The sequence below is a fragment of the Pseudomonas deceptionensis genome (assembly GCF_900106095.1).
In the GTDB taxonomy this organism is placed as follows: domain Bacteria; phylum Pseudomonadota; class Gammaproteobacteria; order Pseudomonadales; family Pseudomonadaceae; genus Aquipseudomonas; species Aquipseudomonas deceptionensis.
Map to the genome: position 1 here is coordinate 1,342,822 of NZ_FNUD01000002.1, position 17,397 is coordinate 1,360,218.

Sequence of the window (17,397 nt, forward strand, 5' to 3'; positions counted from 1 at the left end):
GTTTCAGAAATCGGGGCACCCACACTGCTGGAGCAGGCTCACAGGTTCAGAGCGCTGTGCCGAGCAGCACCAGCGACGGCGGGAACTGCACGCTCACTGCGCTGCCAACGCCCAGCCCTTGTGTATCCAGATGTTGCGGCTCGGTCAGGGCGCACAGGGTCTGGCCGCTGGGCAGGCTGATGCGAACTTCGCTGGGGCCATTGTCGGTATGCAGGATCTGCTCGATTTGCCCGCCCAGCTGATTGTGCTCGGGGCTTTCTGGCTGTCCGGCGCCCATCAGTTGCAGCCAGCCGGCCTTGATCAGCGCCACCGCCGGGCTGCCAATGGCCAGTTCCAGGCGCTGGGTGCTATCGCGGGTAATTTGTGCGTGCAGGGTCAGGCCGCCGGGGAGCTCAAGCTGGACCAAGTCGTTGTGGCCATGGCCGTGGATGGCAATGACGGTGCCGTGCAATTGGTTGCGGGCGCTGGTGCGCAGCATCAGGCGGCCCAGCAGGTCGAGGTCTTCGCTGTCTTCGGCGGCGTCCAGCACCTGGCTCTGCAATATCTGCAAGCGTTGATACAGGCGCAGTACCCGTTCACCGGCAAGGGACAACCGGGCGCCGCCTCCGCCTTTGCCGCCGATGCTGCGTTCCACCAAAGGGGTTTGGGCCAGGTTGTTCAGTTCATCGATCGCATCCCATGCGGCCTTGTAGCTGATGCCTGCACTTTTTGCCGCCGCCGTGATCGAGCCCTGCTCGGCAATGTGCTGCAACAGGGCGATACGTTGCGGGCGGCGGACGATGTGTTGGGCAAGCAAGGTGGGCAGGTGCATGGTGGCAGGTTCGCAAGGCGGGACGTGCCCGGAAAGTGCCTGCTCGACTGTGTGGCGTCAAGGTGGCCCGTCAGGTTTTGGGGTGCGGGCCAGGCAGTACACGTCGACCCGCCGCGCTCCGGCCTTGATGAGCAGACGGGCCAGGCTTTCGGCGGTAGCGCCTGTGGTCAGCACGTCATCGACCAGGGCCAGGTGCAACCCGCGCACTTGCAGGCCCGGCGCAAGGCTGAAGGCTTGATGCAAATTGCGTTTACGGGCTTTGGCGTCCAGCGTCTGCTGGGCGGCGGTGTCTTGAGTCCGCAGCAGCCAGTGCTCGCGTCGAGGGATGTTCAGTGTGCTGCTGAGCCACTGGGCGAGCATGGCGGCCTGGTTGTAGCCGCGCTGACGCAGACGCGCAGTGGACAGGGGCACCGGGAGGAGAAAGTCGGGTTGGGGGTTGCCGGAGTTGAAGCTATCGAGCAGCGACTGGCAGAGAAGTTCGGCTAACAGTCGTCCATAAGGCCACTTGCTGTGGTGCTTGAAGCGAATGATCAAGCTGTCGACCGGAAAACCATACACCCAGGGTGCATACACACGCTGGTAGGCGGGAGGCTGCTTGATGCAATGGCCACAAGTAAGGCCGGCCATCGGCAGTGGCAAGGCGCAACGCTGGCAATGGTCGCCCAGCCACGGTAACTCCAGCTCGCAGGCGACGCACAGGGGGCGTGGTGTGCAGCAACGGTCATCACACAATAAACACGATTGGTTGTTTAATAGCCAGATGTAAACCTGCTTAATCCATTGTGGTTGACAGTTCATGTCACATCCTTAAACATGCCGGCATCCGTGCCGTATCTGAGGTGTTTGCCTCGGGTTCTAGTCAAAGCATAAACAAGAGAAACGCCGATGAGCGCCAGCAGCCTTGCCAACTTGCGACATGATTGGTCTTTAGCCGAGGTCCGGGCGATGTTTACCCAGCCTTTCAATGACCTGCTTTTCGACGCGCAGACCGTTCACCGCAAGCATTTCGATGCCAACCGGGTACAGGTTTCGACGCTGTTGTCGATCAAGACCGGCGCCTGCCCGGAAGATTGCAAATATTGTCCGCAGTCGGGCCACTACAACACCGGCCTGGCTAAAGAGAAGTTGATGCAGGTGCAGAAGGTGCTGGAAGAGGCGCAGCGGGCCAAGGCCATTGGCGCCACCCGCTTTTGCATGGGCGCGGCCTGGAAGCACCCGTCAGCCAAAGACATGCCCTTCGTGCTGGAGATGGTCAAAGGGGTGAAGGCCATGGGCCTGGAAACCTGTATGACCCTTGGCAAGCTGGATCAGGATCAGACCGCTGCACTGGCCCACGCGGGTCTCGATTACTACAACCACAACCTCGACACCTCGCCCGAGTTTTACACCAGCATCATCACCACCCGTACTTACAGCGAACGCCTGCAAACCCTGAGCTACGTGCGCGACAGCGGGATGAAGATCTGCTCCGGCGGAATTCTGGGCATGGGCGAGTCGCTGGATGACCGCGCCAATCTGCTGATCCAACTGGCCAACCTGCCAGAGCATCCGGAGTCGGTGCCGATCAACATGCTGGTGAAAGTGGCCGGTACGCCGATGGAAAACGCCGAAGATATCGACCCGTTTGATTTCATCCGCATGCTGGCGGTGGCGCGGATCATGATGCCTTTGAGCCATGTGCGCCTGTCGGCCGGGCGTGAGGCGATGAACGAGCAAATGCAGGCGCTGGCGTTCTTTGCCGGGGCCAACTCGATTTTCTACGGTGACAAACTGCTGACTACGGCCAACCCTCAGGCAGACAAGGACATGCAGCTGTTTGCGCGCCTGGGCATCTTGCCCGAAGCCCGCGAAGAGCACGCCGACGAGGTGCATCAGGCGGTTATCGAGCACGCGCTGAGAGATCAGAAATCCAGCGAGCAGTTCTATAACGCTGCGGTTTAACACCTGCGCAGACCGGTAGCCGCTGCCGCAGGCGGCTACCGGTACGCAAGACCTTCGCTTTACCGAAGCCGGGGCCGCTTCGCTGCCCATCGCAGCCTGCGGCAGCGGCTACAAGGGATTATGGTCAACATGTCTTTTGATTTAAGCGCCCGCCTGGCCGTTCGCCGTGCCGATAATCTGTATCGTCAGCGCCCGCTGCTTGAAAGCCCGCAAGGGCCGCAGGTGGTGGTCGATGGGCAGCCGCTGCTCGCCTTTTGCAACAACGACTATCTGGGCCTGGCCAATCACCCGCTGGTGATCGAAGCCTGGCAGGCCGGTGCTTCGCGATGGGGTGTGGGCGGCGGTGCGTCGCACCTGGTCATTGGCCACAGCACCCCGCATCACGCACTGGAAGAAGCCCTGGCCGAGTTCACCGGCCGCCCGCGGGCGCTGCTGTTCAGCAACGGCTACATGGCCAACCTGGGCGCCGTCACGGCGCTGGTGGGGCCGGGCGATACGGTGCTCGAAGACCGTCTGAACCATGCCTCGCTGCTGGATGCCGGTTTGCTGAGCGGGGCACGGTTCAATCGCTATCTGCATAACGACGCGACCAGTCTGGCCAAGCGCCTGGAGAAGGCCTGCGGCAATACGCTGGTGGTCACCGATGGCGTGTTCAGCATGGACGGCGACCTGGCCGACCTGCCCGCGCTCGCCCGTGAGGCCAGGGCCAAGGGTGCCTGGTTGATGGTGGATGATGCCCACGGTTTTGGCCCGCTTGGCGCCAAGGGTGGCGGCATTGTCGAGCACTTCGGGTTGAGCGCGCAGGATGTGCCGGTGCTGGTCGGTACGCTGGGCAAGGCCTTTGGCACCAGCGGTGCCTTCGTGGCGGGGAGCGAAGAGCTGATCGAAAGCCTGATCCAGTTCGCCCGGCCTTACATTTACACCACCAGCCAGCCGCCTGCCCTGGCCTGCGCGACCTTGAAAAGCCTGGAACTGTTGCGCACCGAGCATTGGCGACGTGAGCATCTGAATACCCTGGTGGGTCAATTCCGTCGTGGTGCCGAGCAGATCGGCTTGCAGTTGATGGACAGCTTCACCCCGATCCAGCCGATCATGATTGGCGACAGTGGCCGGGCTGTGCGCCTGTCGCAGATGTTGCGCGAGCGCGGCTTGCTGGTGACCGCGATCCGTCCGCCAACGGTGCCCGCAGGCAGTGCCCGTTTGCGTGTGACCTTGTCGGCTGCCCACACGGAGGCGCAGGTGCAGCTATTGTTAAATGCACTCGACGACTGTTGGCGCACGATGGAGTTCGACCATGCGTGATCGTTTGATATTGCTGCCGGGCTGGGGCCTGGGGGTTTCCCCCCTGGAGCCTTTGGCTGAGGCATTGCGCGCGCTGGACGAGCACCTGCGGGTCGAAATCGAACCGCTGCCGGTGCTGTTGTCGGCGGATCTTGAAGACTGGCTCGATGAACTCGATTCGACCTTGCCCGACAACGTCTGGCTGGGTGGCTGGTCGCTGGGCGGGATGCTCGCCAGTGAGTTGGCCGCACGTCGGGGTGATCGTTGTTGCGGGCTGGTGACGTTGGCCAGCAACCCGAGCTTTGTCAGTCGCGAAGACTGGCCCAGCGCCATGCCGGCTTCCACGTTCGAACCGTTCCTCAACGGCTTTCGCGATGCACCGAACACGACCCTGAAGCGTTTTTGCCTGCTGTGCAGCCAAGGCTCGATTGAGCCTCGCGCGCTGGCCGGCCTGCTGCTGGGCGGGGCGCCAAAAGCCCAGCCAGACACGCTGCTCGCGGGCCTTGAAGTGCTCGGCAAGCTGGACACCCGTGCAGCGTTGCAGGCATTCAGCGGGCCGCAACTGCATCTTTTTGCCGGGCAGGATGCGCTGGTGCCGGTGCAGGCGGCGACCGATGTGCTGGCGTTATTACCCGATGTCGAAGTGGGTCTGATTGAACAGGCCTGTCATGCATTTTTACTGGAAGCCCCCCACGAATTGGCGGCGGCGATCCAGGCTTTTTTACACGAGTTGGGTGATGAATGATTTAAGTGTTGCGATGCTTGCGGCCAGCTTGCCGGACAAGCGTCAAGTCGCCGTTTCGTTTTCCCGCGCGGCGTCCAGTTATGACAGCGTTGCCGAGTTGCAACGTGACGTTGGCCACGAACTGATCGCCCGTTTGCCGGTGGGTCTGACCCCGCAACGCTGGCTGGACCTGGGCAGTGGCACCGGCTATTTCAGTCGCGTGCTGGGCCAGCGTTTTGGCCACAGCCAGGGGCTGGCGCTGGACATCGCCGAAGGCATGCTGGCTTACGCCCGGCCTTTGGGGGGGGCGCAGCATTTTATAGCCGGTGATGCCGAAAACCTGCCGCTGCAATCGAACAGCTGCGACGTCATTTTCTCCAGCCTGGCGCTGCAATGGTGTGCCGACTTCAGGGCCGTGCTGAGCGAGGCTCATCGCGTGCTCAAGCCTGGCGGTGTACTGGCATTTGCCAGTTTGTGCGTGGGCACCCTGAGCGAGTTGCGTGACAGCTGGCGGGCAGTGGATGGTCAGGTTCACGTCAATCGTTTTCGTGAGTTCCAGACCTACCGGCAACTGTGTGCCGACAGCCAGTTTCAGGTCACCAGTCTGCACAATCAGGCCCATGTGCTGCACTACCCGCAAGTTCGCCAACTGACCCACGAGCTTAAAGCGCTGGGGGCTCACAACCTGAACCCCGGTCGCCCGGAAGGATTGACCGGCAGGGCACGGCTTCAGGGGTTGATTGGCGCCTATGAACAGTTTCGTCAACCGCTCGGACTACCGGCAACGTATCAAGTGGTCTACGGCATTCTGGAGAAAACGCGATGAGCCCTGCGTACTTCATTACCGGTACTGATACCGATGTGGGTAAAACCACGGTGGCGGCAGGTCTTTTGTATGCCGCCCGTGCAGCTGGGTTGAGCACTGCGGCGGGCAAGCCCGTTGCGTCCGGATGCGAAATCACGCCACAGGGCCTGCGCAATGCAGACGCGTTGGCACTGATGGCCGAAAGCTCGATCAAGCTCAGTTACGACGAGGTCAATCCGATAGCGTTCGAACCGGCTATCGCCCCGCACATCGCTGCGCGCGAGGCCGGGGTGGTGTTGACGGTTCGTTCGTTGCTGGGGCCCATGCAGCAGATATTGGCCAGGCAGGCAGACTTCACCCTGATTGAAGGCGCGGGTGGATGGCGTGTGCCACTGTCCGGGCAAGACAGCTTGTCGGATTTGGCCCAGGCGCTGGATCTACCGGTGATTCTGGTGGTGGGCGTGCGTTTGGGCTGTATCAGCCATGCGTTACTGACCGCCGAAGCGATTGCCCGCGATGGCCTGCAACTGGCTGGCTGGGTGGCCAATATCATCGGCCCCAAAACCTCACGCCTGGAAGAGAACCTCGCCACCCTGGCCGAGCGTCTGCCCGCGCCCTGCCTGGGGCGTGTGCCAAAACTTAAATCGGCGTCGGCACAGTCCGTGGCTGAATACCTGCAACTCGATTTGCTGGACTGATAGCCGCCCCAATCCAAACTCGATCCATTGTGGGGGCGGGCCTGCCCGCGTCGCCTGTATCGCGAGCAGGCTCGCTCCCACCATTCCTTTTCCCTTTGACTGACAAATCCGACCTAAGACGAACGGCGGTATCGCGCTGCTTGACAATAAATAGGCGTAAACGTATGTTTCAAACACCTGTTTGACCGCCATAACAAATCCACGCGGTTGTTCATCCCCGGATTCATCAGCAGAGGTTTATCGCTATGCCTGACTACAAGGCCCCCTTGCGTGATATTCGCTTCGTTCGTGACGAACTGCTCGGTTACGAAGCGCATTATCAGAGCCTGCCGGCTTGCCAGGACGCTACTCCAGATATGGTTGACGCCATTCTCGAAGAAGGCGCCAAGTTTTGTGAGCAGGTGCTGGCACCTCTGAACCGCGTGGGTGACATCGAAGGCTGCACCTGGAGTGAATCCGGCGTTAAAACCCCTACCGGCTTTAAAGAAGCCTACAAACAATTCGTTGAAGGCGGCTGGCCGAGCCTGGCTCACGACGTAGAACACGGTGGCCAGGGCCTGCCCGAGTCTCTGGGTCTGGCGGTGAGCGAAATGGTTGGCGCGGCCAACTGGTCGTGGGGCATGTACCCGGGCCTGTCCCATGGTGCGATGAACACCATCTCCGAGCACGGCACCCCCGAGCAGCAAGCCACTTACCTGAGCAAGCTGGTTACCGGCGAATGGACCGGCACCATGTGCCTGACCGAATCCCATTGCGGTACTGACCTGGGCCTGCTGCGCACCAAGGCTGAGCCTCAGGCTGATGGTTCGTACAAGATTTCCGGCACCAAGATCTTCATCTCGGCCGGTGAACACGACATGGCCGACAACATCGTCCATATCGTACTGGCCCGCCTGCCGGATGCACCGGCTGGCACCAAAGGCATTTCGCTGTTCATCGTGCCCAAGTTCAAGGCTAACGCCGATGGCAGCATCGGTGAGCGCAACGCCGTGTCCTGTGGCTCGCTTGAGCACAAAATGGGCATCCACGGTAACGCGACCTGCGTGATGAACTTCGACGGCGCGACAGGTTTCCTGATTGGCCCGCCGAACAAAGGCCTGAACTGCATGTTCACCTTTATGAATACCGCGCGTCTTGGCACCGCCCTGCAGGGCCTTTCCCACGCCGAAATCGGCTTCCAGGGCGGTCTGAAATACGCCCGTGACCGTCTGCAAATGCGTTCGTTGACCGGCCCTAAAGCCCCTGAAAAGGCTGCTGACCCGATCATCGTTCACCCGGACGTGCGCCGCATGCTGTTGACCATGAAGGCATTCGCCGAAGGCAACCGTGCGATGGTTTACTTCACCGCCAAGCAAGTCGACATCGTGAAATACGGCGTTGATGAAGAAGAGAAAAAGAAAGCCGACGCACTGCTGGCTTTCATGACGCCGATCGCTAAAGCCTTCATGACTGAAGTCGGTTTTGAGTCCGCCAACCACGGCGTTCAAATCTACGGTGGTCATGGCTTTATCGCTGAGTGGGGCATGGAGCAGAACGTTCGCGACAGCCGCATTTCGATGCTGTACGAAGGCACCACCGGTATCCAGGCACTCGACTTGCTGGGCCGTAAAGTGCTGATGACCCAAGGCGAAGCCCTCAAGGGTTTCACCAAGATCGTGCACAAGTTCTGCCAGAGCAACGAAGGCAACGACACGCTCAACGAGTTCGTCGTGCCATTGGCTGCACTGAACAAGGAATGGGGCGAGCTGACCATGAAGGTCGGTATGGCGGCGATGAAAGACCGTGAAGAAGTGGGTGCGGCCTCGGTCGACTACCTGATGTACTCCGGTTATGCGTGCCTGGCGTACTTCTGGGCTGACATGGCCCGCCTGGCCGCTGAAAAACTGGCTGCTGGCACGTCCGAAGAAGCGTTCTACAAAGCCAAGCTGCAAACGGCGCGCTTCTACTTCCAGCGCATCTTGCCGCGCACCCGTACCCACGTTGCCACCATGCTGTCGGGCGCTGCCAACCTGATGGACATGAAAGAAGAAGACTTCGACCTGGGCTACTAAGCCTCGGCGAGTCATCTAAAAAGCCGCGCTCCCTTTGGGGCGCGGTTTTTTTTTGGGTTTTTAGTGCTCCCCCAAAAAAAACCAGTGGGAGCGAGCCTGCTCGCGAAAGCTTTCGCGAGCAGGCTCGTTCCAACATTAGTCATGCATTAATGACTTATTTGTGGTGCGTGGTCACAGCATGACCCTATGTATCGCAATTGTCGTTAAGCTAGACTGAGCTCTACACTAATCGCCGTTTCCAGATTACGAGGTTTGCCATGGCTGACTACAAAGCGCCCCTGCGCGATATGCGCTTCGTCCTCAATGAGGTTTTCGAGGTCGCTACACTTTGGGCGCAATTGCCTGCGTTGGCAGAGACCGTAGATGCTGAAACGGTTGAGGCCATTCTCGAAGAAGCGGGCAAGGTCACCGCTAAAAGCATCGCGCCGCTGAGCCGTAGTGGCGATGAAGAAGGTTGCCACTGGGACAATGGCGTGGTGACTACCCCTGCCGGTTTTGTCGATGCTTATCGCACCTATGCCGAAGGCGGTTGGGTTGGCGTAGGCGGTGATCCGGAGTTCGGCGGCATGGGCATGCCCAAGGCGGTGTCGGCCCAGGTCGAAGAAATGATCAACTCTTCCAGCCTGTCCTTTGGCCTGTACCCGATGCTGACTGCCGGGGCCTGCGTGTCGATCAACGCCCACGCCAGCGACGAATTGAAAGCCACCTATCTGCCGAATATGTACTCGGGTGTGTGGGCAGGTTCCATGTGCCTGACCGAACCGCATGCGGGCACCGATCTGGGGATTATTCGCACCAAGGCTGAGCCTCAAGGGGATGGTTCCTACAAAGTCAGTGGCACCAAGATTTTCATTACTGGCGGCGAGCACGACCTGACAGAGAACATCATCCATCTGGTGCTGGCCAAACTACCGGATGCACCGGCCGGGCCTAAAGGTATCTCGCTGTTCCTGGTGCCCAAGTTCATGGTTCACGCCGATGGCAGCCTGGGTGATCGCAACCCGGTGACCTGCGGCTCGATCGAACACAAAATGGGGATTCAGGCATCGGCCACCTGCGTGATGAACTTCGACGAAGCAGTCGGCTACCTGGTGGGCGAACCCAACCGTGGCCTGGCGGCGATGTTCACCATGATGAACTACGAGCGTCTGGGTGTTGGCATCCAGGGCCTGGCTTCGGGAGAGCGTTCGTACCAGAACGCTGTGGAATATGCCCGCGACCGCCTGCAAGGGCGCGCAGCCACCGGGGCTCAGGCCAAAGACAAAGTGGCGGACCCGATCATCGTGCACGCGGACGTGCGTCGCATGCTGTTGACCATGAAGGCTTCGAACGAAGGTGGCCGTGCTTTTTCCACCTACGTGGCCAACCAGCTGGATATCGCCAAATTCAGCGAAGACCCGGCGGCGCGTGAGCGAGCCGATGGCCTGGTCGCCTTGCTGACCCCTGTGGCCAAAGCGTTCCTGACCGACCTGGGGCTAGAAACCACCGTGCATGGCCAGCAAGTATTCGGCGGCCATGGCTACATCCGGGAATGGGGCCAGGAGCAACTGGTGCGTGATGTGCGCATTACCCAGATCTACGAGGGCACCAACGGTATCCAGGCGCTGGATCTGGTGGGGCGCAAGATCGTCGGCAACCAGGGGGCTTACTACCGTCAGTATGCAGACGAGATTCGTCAGTTCATTGCCTCGGCACACGGGGATCTGAATGAGTTCACCCAGCCTTTGGCTGCGGCTTTGGACACACTCGACCAGTTGACGGCCTGGGTGCTGGACCGTTCGCAAAATAATCCGAACGAAATCGGCGCAGCCTCGGTCGAGTACCTTCAGGTTTTTGGTTACACAACGTATGCGTACATGTGGGCGCTGATGGCCAGGGCCGCATTGGGCAAAGAGTCCGCTGAAGCGTTCTATGCCAGCAAACTGGGCACGGCACGCTTCTATTTCGCGCGTTTGCTGCCTCGTATCCACTCCTTGAGCGCTTCGGTCAAGGCGGGCAGCGAGTCGCTTTACCTGCTGGATGAAGCACATTTTTAAACTGTTTAGTGCTTTGTAAGCATTTACTTACATTACATGCTGCCATTCGCCCATATCGTCAGATTGGATCCAGAGGTAATCTACTTTCAATGGACGTAGAGCAGGAAGCTCAAAGCAACAACAGGGACACGTAGGATTCTGCCAGGATGGCGGAGTGAAAAGGATGTCAGGGAAACAGTCTGCAAAACCCCGCCTCGGCGGGGTTTTCTTTTTTGTGCGTCAGAAATTTTATTAAAGCGCTTTCCCCACATCCTCTAGTGGGAGCGAGCCTGCTCGCAATTCAGGTTTACAGCGCGGCATCCTGTGGGTGCATCACATCCTCAAGCAGCGTGCGCAACAATCCCAGCGTTGCCTGCTGACGCTGCACATCGCGACACACCAGCCCGACCTTCAATGGCACTCTGGGCTCACTCAGCGGTTTCCACAGCAATGTTTTATCGTCATGTTGATGGCGCGAGCGCCCCGGCAATACGGTGGCCAGTTTGCTGTGGGGCAGGCTGTCGAGTATCCCGGCCATGGTGTTCAACTCGGCCTGAACCTGCGGTCGGCGGCCCAGGTTGGCAAGCTGGGTTTGCCAGATCTGACGCACCTGAAACTCTTCACCCAGCAGCAACATCGGCAGCTCTGCGGCTTGGCTCAGGGAAACCTTCTTGAATTCACGCAGCGGATGATCAGCCGGGATGACCAGTTGCAGCTCATCTTCGTACAGCATCATGCCGTGCAGCCCTGGCTGGCGGGGCGGCAGGTAGCTGATACCAATATCGAGTGAGCCATTGAGCAGGCGCCGCTCGATCTCGATACCGGTCAGTTCGTAAATCTGCACCACCAAATGGGGCTGGGCCTGGCGCACACGCTCCAGCATTTGCGGGACGAGGCTGGTGTGCACGGTTTGCAACACGCCGATGGCAATCGTGCGCAGGGCCTGGCCCTGAAAGTTGTGCAAGGCCTCTTTGGCCCGCTGCAAACCATCGAGCAATGGCAATGCGTGGTTGTAGAGCGTGTGCGCTGCGAGAGTGGGCAGCAGGCGTTTGCTGCTGCGCTCGAACAGGCTGACGTCGAGGTTGTGTTCGAGCTGGCGAATCTGCTGCGACAGGGCTGGCTGCGAGATGGAAAGACGCTCGGCAGCACGGCCCACATGGCCTTCTTCATAGACCGCGACGAAATAACGCAGTTGCTTGAAATCCATAAGTATTACTTATCGAAAATGCTTAAAAAACGAAATGGCTCAACGGGCCGCAGGCGCCTAGTCTACGCCCATTCCACAAGGCTCATCGAGCCTGAGATGCAGATTTGCAGCGGTTCTACAGGCTGTTTTTACATAGGCAAGGCAATAGACCCGTTGAGTGGTTTACCCCTTCCCATGGGCAGTGGCCGGTTGCAAATCGAATCTGTTTATGGTCACAAGGTCCGCGTGCATGAACCTGTTTAACCTGCGTCGCCATTCCCCCAGCCTTGAAGAGATGGCTGCTCATTCAGCGCCGTCGATGTCTGGCAACCACCCGTCCCGTCAGTACCTGATGCCCTGTGTTGAGCGCGAAGCCCAAGTGTTTGTGCGCGGGCAGGGGTCGTGGATGTGGGACAGCGACAGCCGCGCGTATCTGGATTTTACCCAGGGCGCTGCAGCCAACAGCCTGGGCCACAGCCCGGCGGTGCTGGTCAAGGCGATGGCTGAGCAGGCGCAATCGCTAATGAATCCAGGTGTGGGTTTTTTAAACCGAGGCATGTTGAACTTGGCGCAGCGTTTGTGTGAAAGCACCGGCAGCGATCAAGTGCATTTGCTCAACACCGGCGCCGAGGCCAACGAAGGTGCGATCAAATTGGCGCGTAAATGGGGCCAGCTGCATCGCGGTGGTGCGCACCGGATCATCACCGCCAGCCGCAGCTGCCATGGTCGCAGCTTCGGGGCCATGTCGGCCTCGGGCAGCGGTACGCTGGATAACCGTTTCGAGCCGCAATTGCCGGGCTTCATCAATGTGCCATTTAACGACTTGCCCGCGCTGCATGCGGCAGTCGATGCACAGACCGTGGCCATCATGCTGGAGCCGGTGCAAAGCGATGCCGGTGTGATCCCGGCGACCGAGCATTACCTCAAGGGTGTTGAGCGGTTGTGCCGCGAGCTGGGGATCTTGCTGATTCTGGATGAAGTCCAGACCGGTATGGGGCGTTGCGGCACGTTGCTGGCAGAACAAAATTACGGCATTCGCGCCGACATCATCACCTTGGGCAAAGGCCTGGGCGGCGGTGTGCCGCTGGCCGCGCTGCTGGCCCGGGGCAAGGCGTGCTGCCTGGAACCCGGTGAGCTGGGTGGCACCCACCATGGCAACGCGCTGATGACCGCCGCCGGTGGCGCGGTGCTGGAAACGCTATTGGAAAAAGGTTTTTTGCAGCAGGTTCGGGACGCCGGCCAACACTTGCGCGAGGGTCTGGGCCGGCTGGCCAATAGTTATGCACAGGGTGAATTGCGTGGTCAGGGTTTGTTGTGGGGCCTGACCTTGTCGGATGACTCGGCGGACGCAGTGGTCAAGGCCGCCCTGTACGAAGGTTTGCTGATCAGCGCACCGCAGCCCGACTGCCTGCGCTTTACCCCGGCGTTGTGCGTGAGCAAAGGCAACATCGACGAAATGCTGCTGCGCCTGGCCCGGGCGTTTGCCCGGGTACGCACCGCGCAATTGCAGTGCCGTCGCGGGGTTGCAGTCTAAAGAGCGACACAGAATTTAAAGAACCGTCTCGCGGTATAACGCGTCGCCCTGTGCCTGATTCCTTCGGCACGGGGCGTTTTTTTTGCCTGTGGATAAGTACCGACTGAACCTTTGGCCTGAGCCCGGAGTCGATTAATGGCAGGGCTTGATTGAGCCCACCATTAATTGGGAGCTGACTTTATGGACCTTATCAAAATCATCTTCGCCATCCTGCTCCCGCCACTGGGCGTGTTTATGCAAGTGGGCTTTGCCGGGGCATTTTGGCTGAATATTCTGCTGACCTTGTGCGGTTACATTCCCGGGATCGTGCACGCGGTGTGGATTATCGCCAAGCGGTAAGTGTGCGCAGGTGATTCAAACCTGCATCACTCCACGATAAAACAACCACTCCTGCTCCAGCGCATGGGCCTGGTTGCCGGCTTTGCGAAAGCCATGGCGTTCGTCGGGGTAGTAATGCGCCTGGGCCGGGATGCCGTTGTCTTGCAGTGCCTTGAGCATGTCGCGGGTCTGTTGCGGGACCACCACGGCGTCCAGCTCTCCCTGGAAGAAAATCACCGGAACGCTGATCTGGCTGGCGTGCAGCAATGGGGTGCGGGCCGCGTAGCGTTCAGCGTCGCGCACGGGATCGCCAATCAGCCAGTCCAGGTAGTCGCCTTCGAACTTGTGGGTGTCCCGGGCAAGGGCAATCGGGTCGCTGACCCCGTACAAGCTGGCCCCCGCACGGAAGACGTTGTTGAACGCCAACGCACACAAGGTGGTGTAACCGCCCGCGCTGCCGCCGCGAATAAAGGCGTTATTGCCATCAATCAGCCCTTGTTCGGCCAGATGGCTGACGACCGAGCAGGCGTCTTCTACATCCACTTCGCCCCATTTCAGGTGCAGAGCCTGACGGTAGTCACGGCCATAGCCGCTGCTGCCACGGTAGTTGAGGTCGGCCACGGCGAAGCCGCGCTGGGTCCAGTACTGAATGCGCGGGTCGAGCATCGGGTAACAGGCGGAGGTCGGGCCGCCGTGGATAAAGACCACCAGCGGCGGTTTGATCTCACCGTGCATCGAAGGGTAGAAAAAACCGTGGGCCTGGCCGCTGGCCGAGGGATAGCACAGTGTCTGCGGACGGCTGATTTGCTCGGCCGGCAGCGGCGCAATGCCACCAGCCAGTACATCGACATGGTGGTCAGCGCGGTGGATGCGGATCACCGCTGAAGGGCATACAGGCGATGCGGCAATGCAGTAGATGAACGCCTCATCCAGCGCCAGGCTGCGAAAACGGCTGTAGTCGCCAGTGAAATCCTCAAGGTTGCCATCAGCCGTGCGTATACCCAAATGCCCGAAACCGGCTTCGGTCCAGCTGGCCAGATAGGCTTGCTCGCCCAGCGGCAGCCAGGTGCTGGCGCCCAATTGCCAGGGCGCCGGGGCGTGATCGGCGTCAGCGGCTGGGGCGGGCACCAGGCCTTCGCCCGACTCAGCCCAGGGCTGCCAAAAACCCGCGCGGTCGGTCAGGCAATGCAGGCGGTTGTGTTCGTCGAAGCGCGGTTGTTGCAGCGATTCTTCAGCCAGGTCGCCGGCAATGCAGTGCGCGGTATTCCAGTGGCCGGCGTTTTGGCCTTCGGCCAGCATCAGCCGGGTAGAGGTCCATGGCTGATGCGGTCGGCTCCATTCGATCCAGGCCAGGCGCTGGCCGTCAGGGCTCAGGGTGGGCGCGGCGTAGAAGTCGGCACCTTCGGCCAGTACCCGGCGCTCAAGGGTGCCGGTGTGGATGCTGACCAGTCGATGCTGATCGAGGTTTTCTTCGACGGCCAGCACTTGCCCTTCGACAAACTGCACATCGCCGTAGCGGCAAGTGCCTTGGGTCAGCGCCTGCGGGGCGGTGCCATCCAGGGCTTGCCGATACAGTTGTTGATCCGCTTCGTTGACGAACACGACGCCATCATCGCTCAGGCAAAACGCACCACCGCCGTACTCGTATACCCGGCTGCGCACGCTGAAGCCCTCTGGCGTCAGGCAGTGGGCCTGCCCGTTGCGCTGGTGCCAGATGCGGCAGGCGGCGTCAGTGGGGCGGTATTCATTCCAGAACAGGCCGAGAGGGCCGACCCGCAATTCAGCGAAATCGACCCCGGCGGCTACGGCGAGTGCGGCACTGAAGGGTTCAACCTTTTGCGATGAGACGTGAGTTTCGTTCATTTCGGAAGGCCAGTTGTTCGATGGTCTGGGTGGCGTGCTCGGCTTCTTCGCGCGCCTTGAGAATCAGGTCGTGTTGCGGCGACTTGCTGCACACCGGGTCCGCGTTGCTGGCGTCCCCGGTGAGCATAAAGGCCTGGCAACGACAGCCGCCGAAGTCCTTTTCTTTCTCGTCGCACGAGCGGCAAGGCTCGGGCATCCAGTCATAACCTCGAAAACGATTGAAGCCGAACGAGTCGTACCAGATGTGTTGCATGCTGTGGTCGCGCACGTTGGGAAACTCGACCGGCATTTGCCGTGCACCATGACACGGCAGGGCGGTGCCGTCAGGCGTTACGGTCAAAAAGATGCTGCCCCAGCCGTTCATGCAGGCCTTGGGGCGCTCTTCGTAATAGTCCGGGGTAACGAAAATAAGCTTGCAGGGGTGGCCTTCAGCTTCAAGTTTGGCGCGGTATTCATTGGTTACCCGCTCGGCGCGCACCAGCTGTTCTTTGGTCGGGAGCAACCCGACGCGGTTGAGCTGGGCCCAGCCGTAGAACTGGCAAGTGGCGAGCTCGACGAAGTCGGCCTCAAGGGCAATGCACAGCTCGATGATGCGGTCGATCTTGTCGATGTTGTGCCGGTGGGTGACGAAGTTCAGCACCATCGGGTAGCCGTGGGCTTTGACGGCGCGGGCCATTTCGAGCTTTTGCGCGAAGGCTTTTTTCGAGCCGGCCAGCAGGTTGTTCACTTGCTCGTCACTGGCCTGGAAGCTGATCTGGATATGGTCCAGCCCGGCCTTTTTGAAGTCGCTGATTTTTTGCTCGGTCAGGCCTATGCCCGAGGTGATCAGGTTGGTATAGAAGCCCAGCTTGCGGGCCTCACTGATCAGCTCGGCCAGGTCCTGTCGCACCAGCGGTTCGCCACCGGAGAACCCGAGCTGGGCTGCGCCCATCTCCCGTGCTTCGCGAAATACCTTGATCCACTGCTCGGTGCTCAACTCTTTGCCTTGCTGGGCGAAATCCAGCGGGTTGGAGCAATAGGGGCATTGCAGCGGGCAGCGGTAGGTCAGTTCAGCCAGCAGCCACAACGGCAGGCCGACTTCAGGTTTGGGCGGGATACGGCTGTCAGGCAAGTTCGATCCAGTGCTCTGCACGAGCGACCTCCATAAATTGCTCGATGTCTGCGCCGAGCTCGGGTACGCCGGGGAACTGTTGATCCAGTTCGCCAATAATGGCTGCGACGTCGCGTTGACCGTCGATCAGGCCACCGATCAAGGCGGCGCTGTCATTGAGTTTGATCATGCCTTCGGGGTACAGCAGCACGTGGCCTTTTTGTGCCGGTTCGTACTGAAAGCGGTAGCCGGTGCGCCAGGTCGGGATTTTGCTGCGATCGAAGCTCATAGGGTGATTCCTTTATGCCAGACCCGTTCGGTGGTCACGCTGTGATACGGCGGGCGGTTCAGCTCGTAGGCCATGGTCATGGCATCGAGCATGCTCCAAAGAATGTCGAGTTTGAACTGGAGAATTTCCAGCATGCGCTGCTGGCCTTCCCAAGTGGTGTAGTGCTGCAGGGTGATCGCCAGCCCGTGTTCCACGTCGCGCCGGGCCTGGCCCAGACGGGTGCGGAAATACTCGTAGCCGGCCGGGTCGATCCACGGGTAGTGCTGCGGCCAGCTGTCCAGGCGTGACTGGTGGATTTGCGGCGCGAACATCTCGGTTAGCGAGCTGCTGGCGGCTTCTTCCCAGCTGGCGCGGCGGGCAAAGTTGACGTATGCGTCTACCGCGAAGCGTACGCCGGGCAGGACCAGTTCCTGGGAGCGCAGTTGGTCCGGGTCCAGACCGACCGCTTGACCCAGGCGCAACCAGGCTTCGATGCCGCCGTCTTCTCCGGGAGCACCGTCATGGTCGAGCAGGCGTTGAATCCACTCGCGGCGTACTTCGCGATCCGGGCAGTTGGCCAGGATGGCGGCGTCCTTGAGCGGGATGTTGACCTGATAGTAGAAGCGGTTGGCGACCCAGCCCTGAATCTGCTCGCGGGTCGCGCGGCCTTCGTACATCGCCACCTGATAGGGGTGGTAGATGTGGTAATACGCGCCTTTGGCCCGCAGCGCGGCTTCGAAATCGGCGGTGGAGAGTGGGGCTTGGGTCATGGAATGCCTCCGGAATATGTACTTTTGTAGCCGCTGGCGAAG

The 17,397-nt window shown here is 60.3% G+C and carries 16 protein-coding genes; 9 read left to right on the forward strand and 7 right to left on the reverse strand.

Annotated elements, in window-relative coordinates; genetic code table 11:
- Window positions 1-46 precede the first annotated feature (46 nt).
- Together BLW11_RS06020 and BLW11_RS06025 are read right to left on the reverse strand one after the other, a co-directional pair.
- The gene (locus BLW11_RS06020; protein WP_048361152.1) at window positions 47-811 is read right to left on the reverse strand and encodes a TOBE domain-containing protein; all 765 of its coding nucleotides are present in this window, start codon (window positions 809-811) and stop codon (window positions 47-49) included.
- 57 nt (window positions 812-868) lie between these two features.
- Entirely contained in the window at window positions 869-1,609 is a 741-nt protein-coding gene (locus BLW11_RS06025) for a ComF family protein (RefSeq protein WP_048361151.1), read from the reverse strand.
- 87 nt (window positions 1,610-1,696) lie between these two features.
- On the opposite strand from BLW11_RS06025, the gene bioB reads away from it, so the two are divergent.
- From bioB to BLW11_RS06060, 7 genes are all read left to right on the forward strand, one after another.
- Window positions 1,697-2,752, forward strand: a complete 1,056-nt coding sequence (gene bioB, locus BLW11_RS06030; protein WP_048361150.1) for a biotin synthase BioB — start codon at window positions 1,697-1,699, stop codon at window positions 2,750-2,752.
- 129 nt (window positions 2,753-2,881) lie between these two features.
- Window positions 2,882-4,054 (forward strand): 8-amino-7-oxononanoate synthase, encoded by a 1,173-nt coding sequence (gene bioF, locus BLW11_RS06035; protein WP_048361464.1) that lies wholly within the window; start codon window positions 2,882-2,884, stop codon window positions 4,052-4,054.
- Complete coding sequence (locus BLW11_RS06040; protein ID WP_048361149.1) at window positions 4,047-4,778, forward strand: alpha/beta fold hydrolase; 732 nt, start codon at window positions 4,047-4,049, stop codon at window positions 4,776-4,778. The genes bioF and BLW11_RS06040 overlap by 8 nt, the downstream gene beginning before the upstream one ends.
- On the forward strand, window positions 4,771-5,583 hold the full coding sequence (gene bioC / locus BLW11_RS06045) for a malonyl-ACP O-methyltransferase BioC (protein ID WP_048361148.1): 813 nt from the start codon (window positions 4,771-4,773) through the stop codon (window positions 5,581-5,583). The genes BLW11_RS06040 and bioC overlap by 8 nt, the downstream gene beginning before the upstream one ends.
- On the forward strand, window positions 5,580-6,260 hold the full coding sequence (gene bioD, locus BLW11_RS06050) for a dethiobiotin synthase (RefSeq protein ID WP_048361147.1): 681 nt from the start codon (window positions 5,580-5,582) through the stop codon (window positions 6,258-6,260). The genes bioC and bioD overlap by 4 nt, the downstream gene beginning before the upstream one ends.
- 245 nt (window positions 6,261-6,505) lie before the next feature.
- Window positions 6,506-8,311, forward strand: a complete 1,806-nt coding sequence (locus BLW11_RS06055; RefSeq protein WP_048361146.1) for a phenylacyl-CoA dehydrogenase — start codon at window positions 6,506-6,508, stop codon at window positions 8,309-8,311.
- A 257-nt stretch (window positions 8,312-8,568) separates the two neighbouring features.
- Entirely contained in the window at window positions 8,569-10,347 is a 1,779-nt protein-coding gene (locus BLW11_RS06060) for an acyl-CoA dehydrogenase C-terminal domain-containing protein (RefSeq protein ID WP_048361145.1), read from the forward strand.
- A gap of 286 nt (window positions 10,348-10,633) precedes the next feature.
- Here BLW11_RS06060 and BLW11_RS06065 read toward each other — a convergent pair whose 3' ends face one another.
- On the reverse strand, window positions 10,634-11,533 hold the full coding sequence (locus BLW11_RS06065; RefSeq protein WP_048361144.1) for a LysR family transcriptional regulator: 900 nt from the start codon (window positions 11,531-11,533) through the stop codon (window positions 10,634-10,636).
- A gap of 229 nt (window positions 11,534-11,762) precedes the next feature.
- On the opposite strand from BLW11_RS06065, the gene BLW11_RS06070 reads away from it, so the two are divergent.
- On the forward strand, window positions 11,763-13,046 hold the full coding sequence (locus BLW11_RS06070) for an aspartate aminotransferase family protein (protein ID WP_048361143.1): 1,284 nt from the start codon (window positions 11,763-11,765) through the stop codon (window positions 13,044-13,046).
- Window positions 13,047-13,226: 180 nt separating this feature from the next.
- Window positions 13,227-13,385 carry a YqaE/Pmp3 family membrane protein gene (locus tag BLW11_RS06075; protein ID WP_004419451.1) on the forward strand — a complete coding sequence of 53 codons (159 nt, stop codon included), beginning with the start codon at window positions 13,227-13,229 and terminating at the stop codon, window positions 13,383-13,385.
- A gap of 15 nt (window positions 13,386-13,400) precedes the next feature.
- Here the strand turns inward: BLW11_RS06075 and BLW11_RS06080 are convergent, their stop codons facing one another.
- The 4 genes from BLW11_RS06080 to pqqC are packed head-to-tail and all read right to left on the reverse strand — an operon-like array spanning window position 13,401 to window position 17,355.
- Window positions 13,401-15,227 carry a S9 family peptidase gene (locus BLW11_RS06080; RefSeq protein ID WP_048361142.1) on the reverse strand — a complete coding sequence of 609 codons (1,827 nt, stop codon included), beginning with the start codon at window positions 15,225-15,227 and terminating at the stop codon, window positions 13,401-13,403.
- A complete protein-coding gene (gene pqqE / locus BLW11_RS06085; protein ID WP_074836720.1) occupies window positions 15,193-16,359 on the reverse strand; it encodes a pyrroloquinoline quinone biosynthesis protein PqqE in 1,167 nt (388 codons plus the stop codon). Before pqqE ends, BLW11_RS06080 begins: the two co-directional genes overlap by 35 nt.
- Window positions 16,331-16,606 carry a pyrroloquinoline quinone biosynthesis peptide chaperone PqqD gene (gene pqqD / locus BLW11_RS06090; RefSeq protein ID WP_048361140.1) on the reverse strand — a complete coding sequence of 92 codons (276 nt, stop codon included), beginning with the start codon at window positions 16,604-16,606 and terminating at the stop codon, window positions 16,331-16,333. The genes pqqE and pqqD overlap by 29 nt, the downstream gene beginning before the upstream one ends.
- Window positions 16,603-17,355: a pyrroloquinoline-quinone synthase PqqC gene (gene pqqC / locus BLW11_RS06095; RefSeq protein ID WP_048361139.1), complete on the reverse strand. Its 753-nt coding sequence runs from the start codon at window positions 17,353-17,355 to the stop codon at window positions 16,603-16,605. The genes pqqD and pqqC overlap by 4 nt, the downstream gene beginning before the upstream one ends.
- Between the last annotated feature and the right edge of the window lie 42 nt (window positions 17,356-17,397).

Excerpts from the sequence above, each read along its gene's own strand:
- BLW11_RS06020 (WP_048361152.1), bottom strand. The coding sequence starts at position 811 with ATGCACCTGCCCACCTTGCTTGCCCAACACATCGTCCGCCGCCCGCAA.
- BLW11_RS06025 (WP_048361151.1), bottom strand. The coding sequence starts at position 1,609 with ATGAACTGTCAACCACAATGGATTAAGCAGGTTTACATCTGGCTATTA.
- bioB (WP_048361150.1), top strand. The coding sequence starts at position 1,697 with ATGAGCGCCAGCAGCCTTGCCAACTTGCGACATGATTGGTCTTTAGCC.
- bioF (WP_048361464.1), top strand. The coding sequence starts at position 2,882 with ATGTCTTTTGATTTAAGCGCCCGCCTGGCCGTTCGCCGTGCCGATAAT.
- BLW11_RS06040 (WP_048361149.1), top strand. The coding sequence starts at position 4,047 with ATGCGTGATCGTTTGATATTGCTGCCGGGCTGGGGCCTGGGGGTTTCC.
- bioC (WP_048361148.1), top strand. The coding sequence starts at position 4,771 with ATGAATGATTTAAGTGTTGCGATGCTTGCGGCCAGCTTGCCGGACAAG.
- bioD (WP_048361147.1), top strand. The coding sequence starts at position 5,580 with ATGAGCCCTGCGTACTTCATTACCGGTACTGATACCGATGTGGGTAAA.
- BLW11_RS06055 (WP_048361146.1), top strand. The coding sequence starts at position 6,506 with ATGCCTGACTACAAGGCCCCCTTGCGTGATATTCGCTTCGTTCGTGAC.
- BLW11_RS06060 (WP_048361145.1), top strand. The coding sequence starts at position 8,569 with ATGGCTGACTACAAAGCGCCCCTGCGCGATATGCGCTTCGTCCTCAAT.
- BLW11_RS06065 (WP_048361144.1), bottom strand. The coding sequence starts at position 11,533 with ATGGATTTCAAGCAACTGCGTTATTTCGTCGCGGTCTATGAAGAAGGC.
- BLW11_RS06070 (WP_048361143.1), top strand. The coding sequence starts at position 11,763 with ATGAACCTGTTTAACCTGCGTCGCCATTCCCCCAGCCTTGAAGAGATG.
- BLW11_RS06075 (WP_004419451.1), top strand. The coding sequence starts at position 13,227 with ATGGACCTTATCAAAATCATCTTCGCCATCCTGCTCCCGCCACTGGGC.
- BLW11_RS06080 (WP_048361142.1), bottom strand. The coding sequence starts at position 15,227 with ATGAACGAAACTCACGTCTCATCGCAAAAGGTTGAACCCTTCAGTGCC.
- pqqD (WP_048361140.1), bottom strand. The coding sequence starts at position 16,606 with ATGAGCTTCGATCGCAGCAAAATCCCGACCTGGCGCACCGGCTACCGC.
- pqqC (WP_048361139.1), bottom strand. The coding sequence starts at position 17,355 with ATGACCCAAGCCCCACTCTCCACCGCCGATTTCGAAGCCGCGCTGCGG.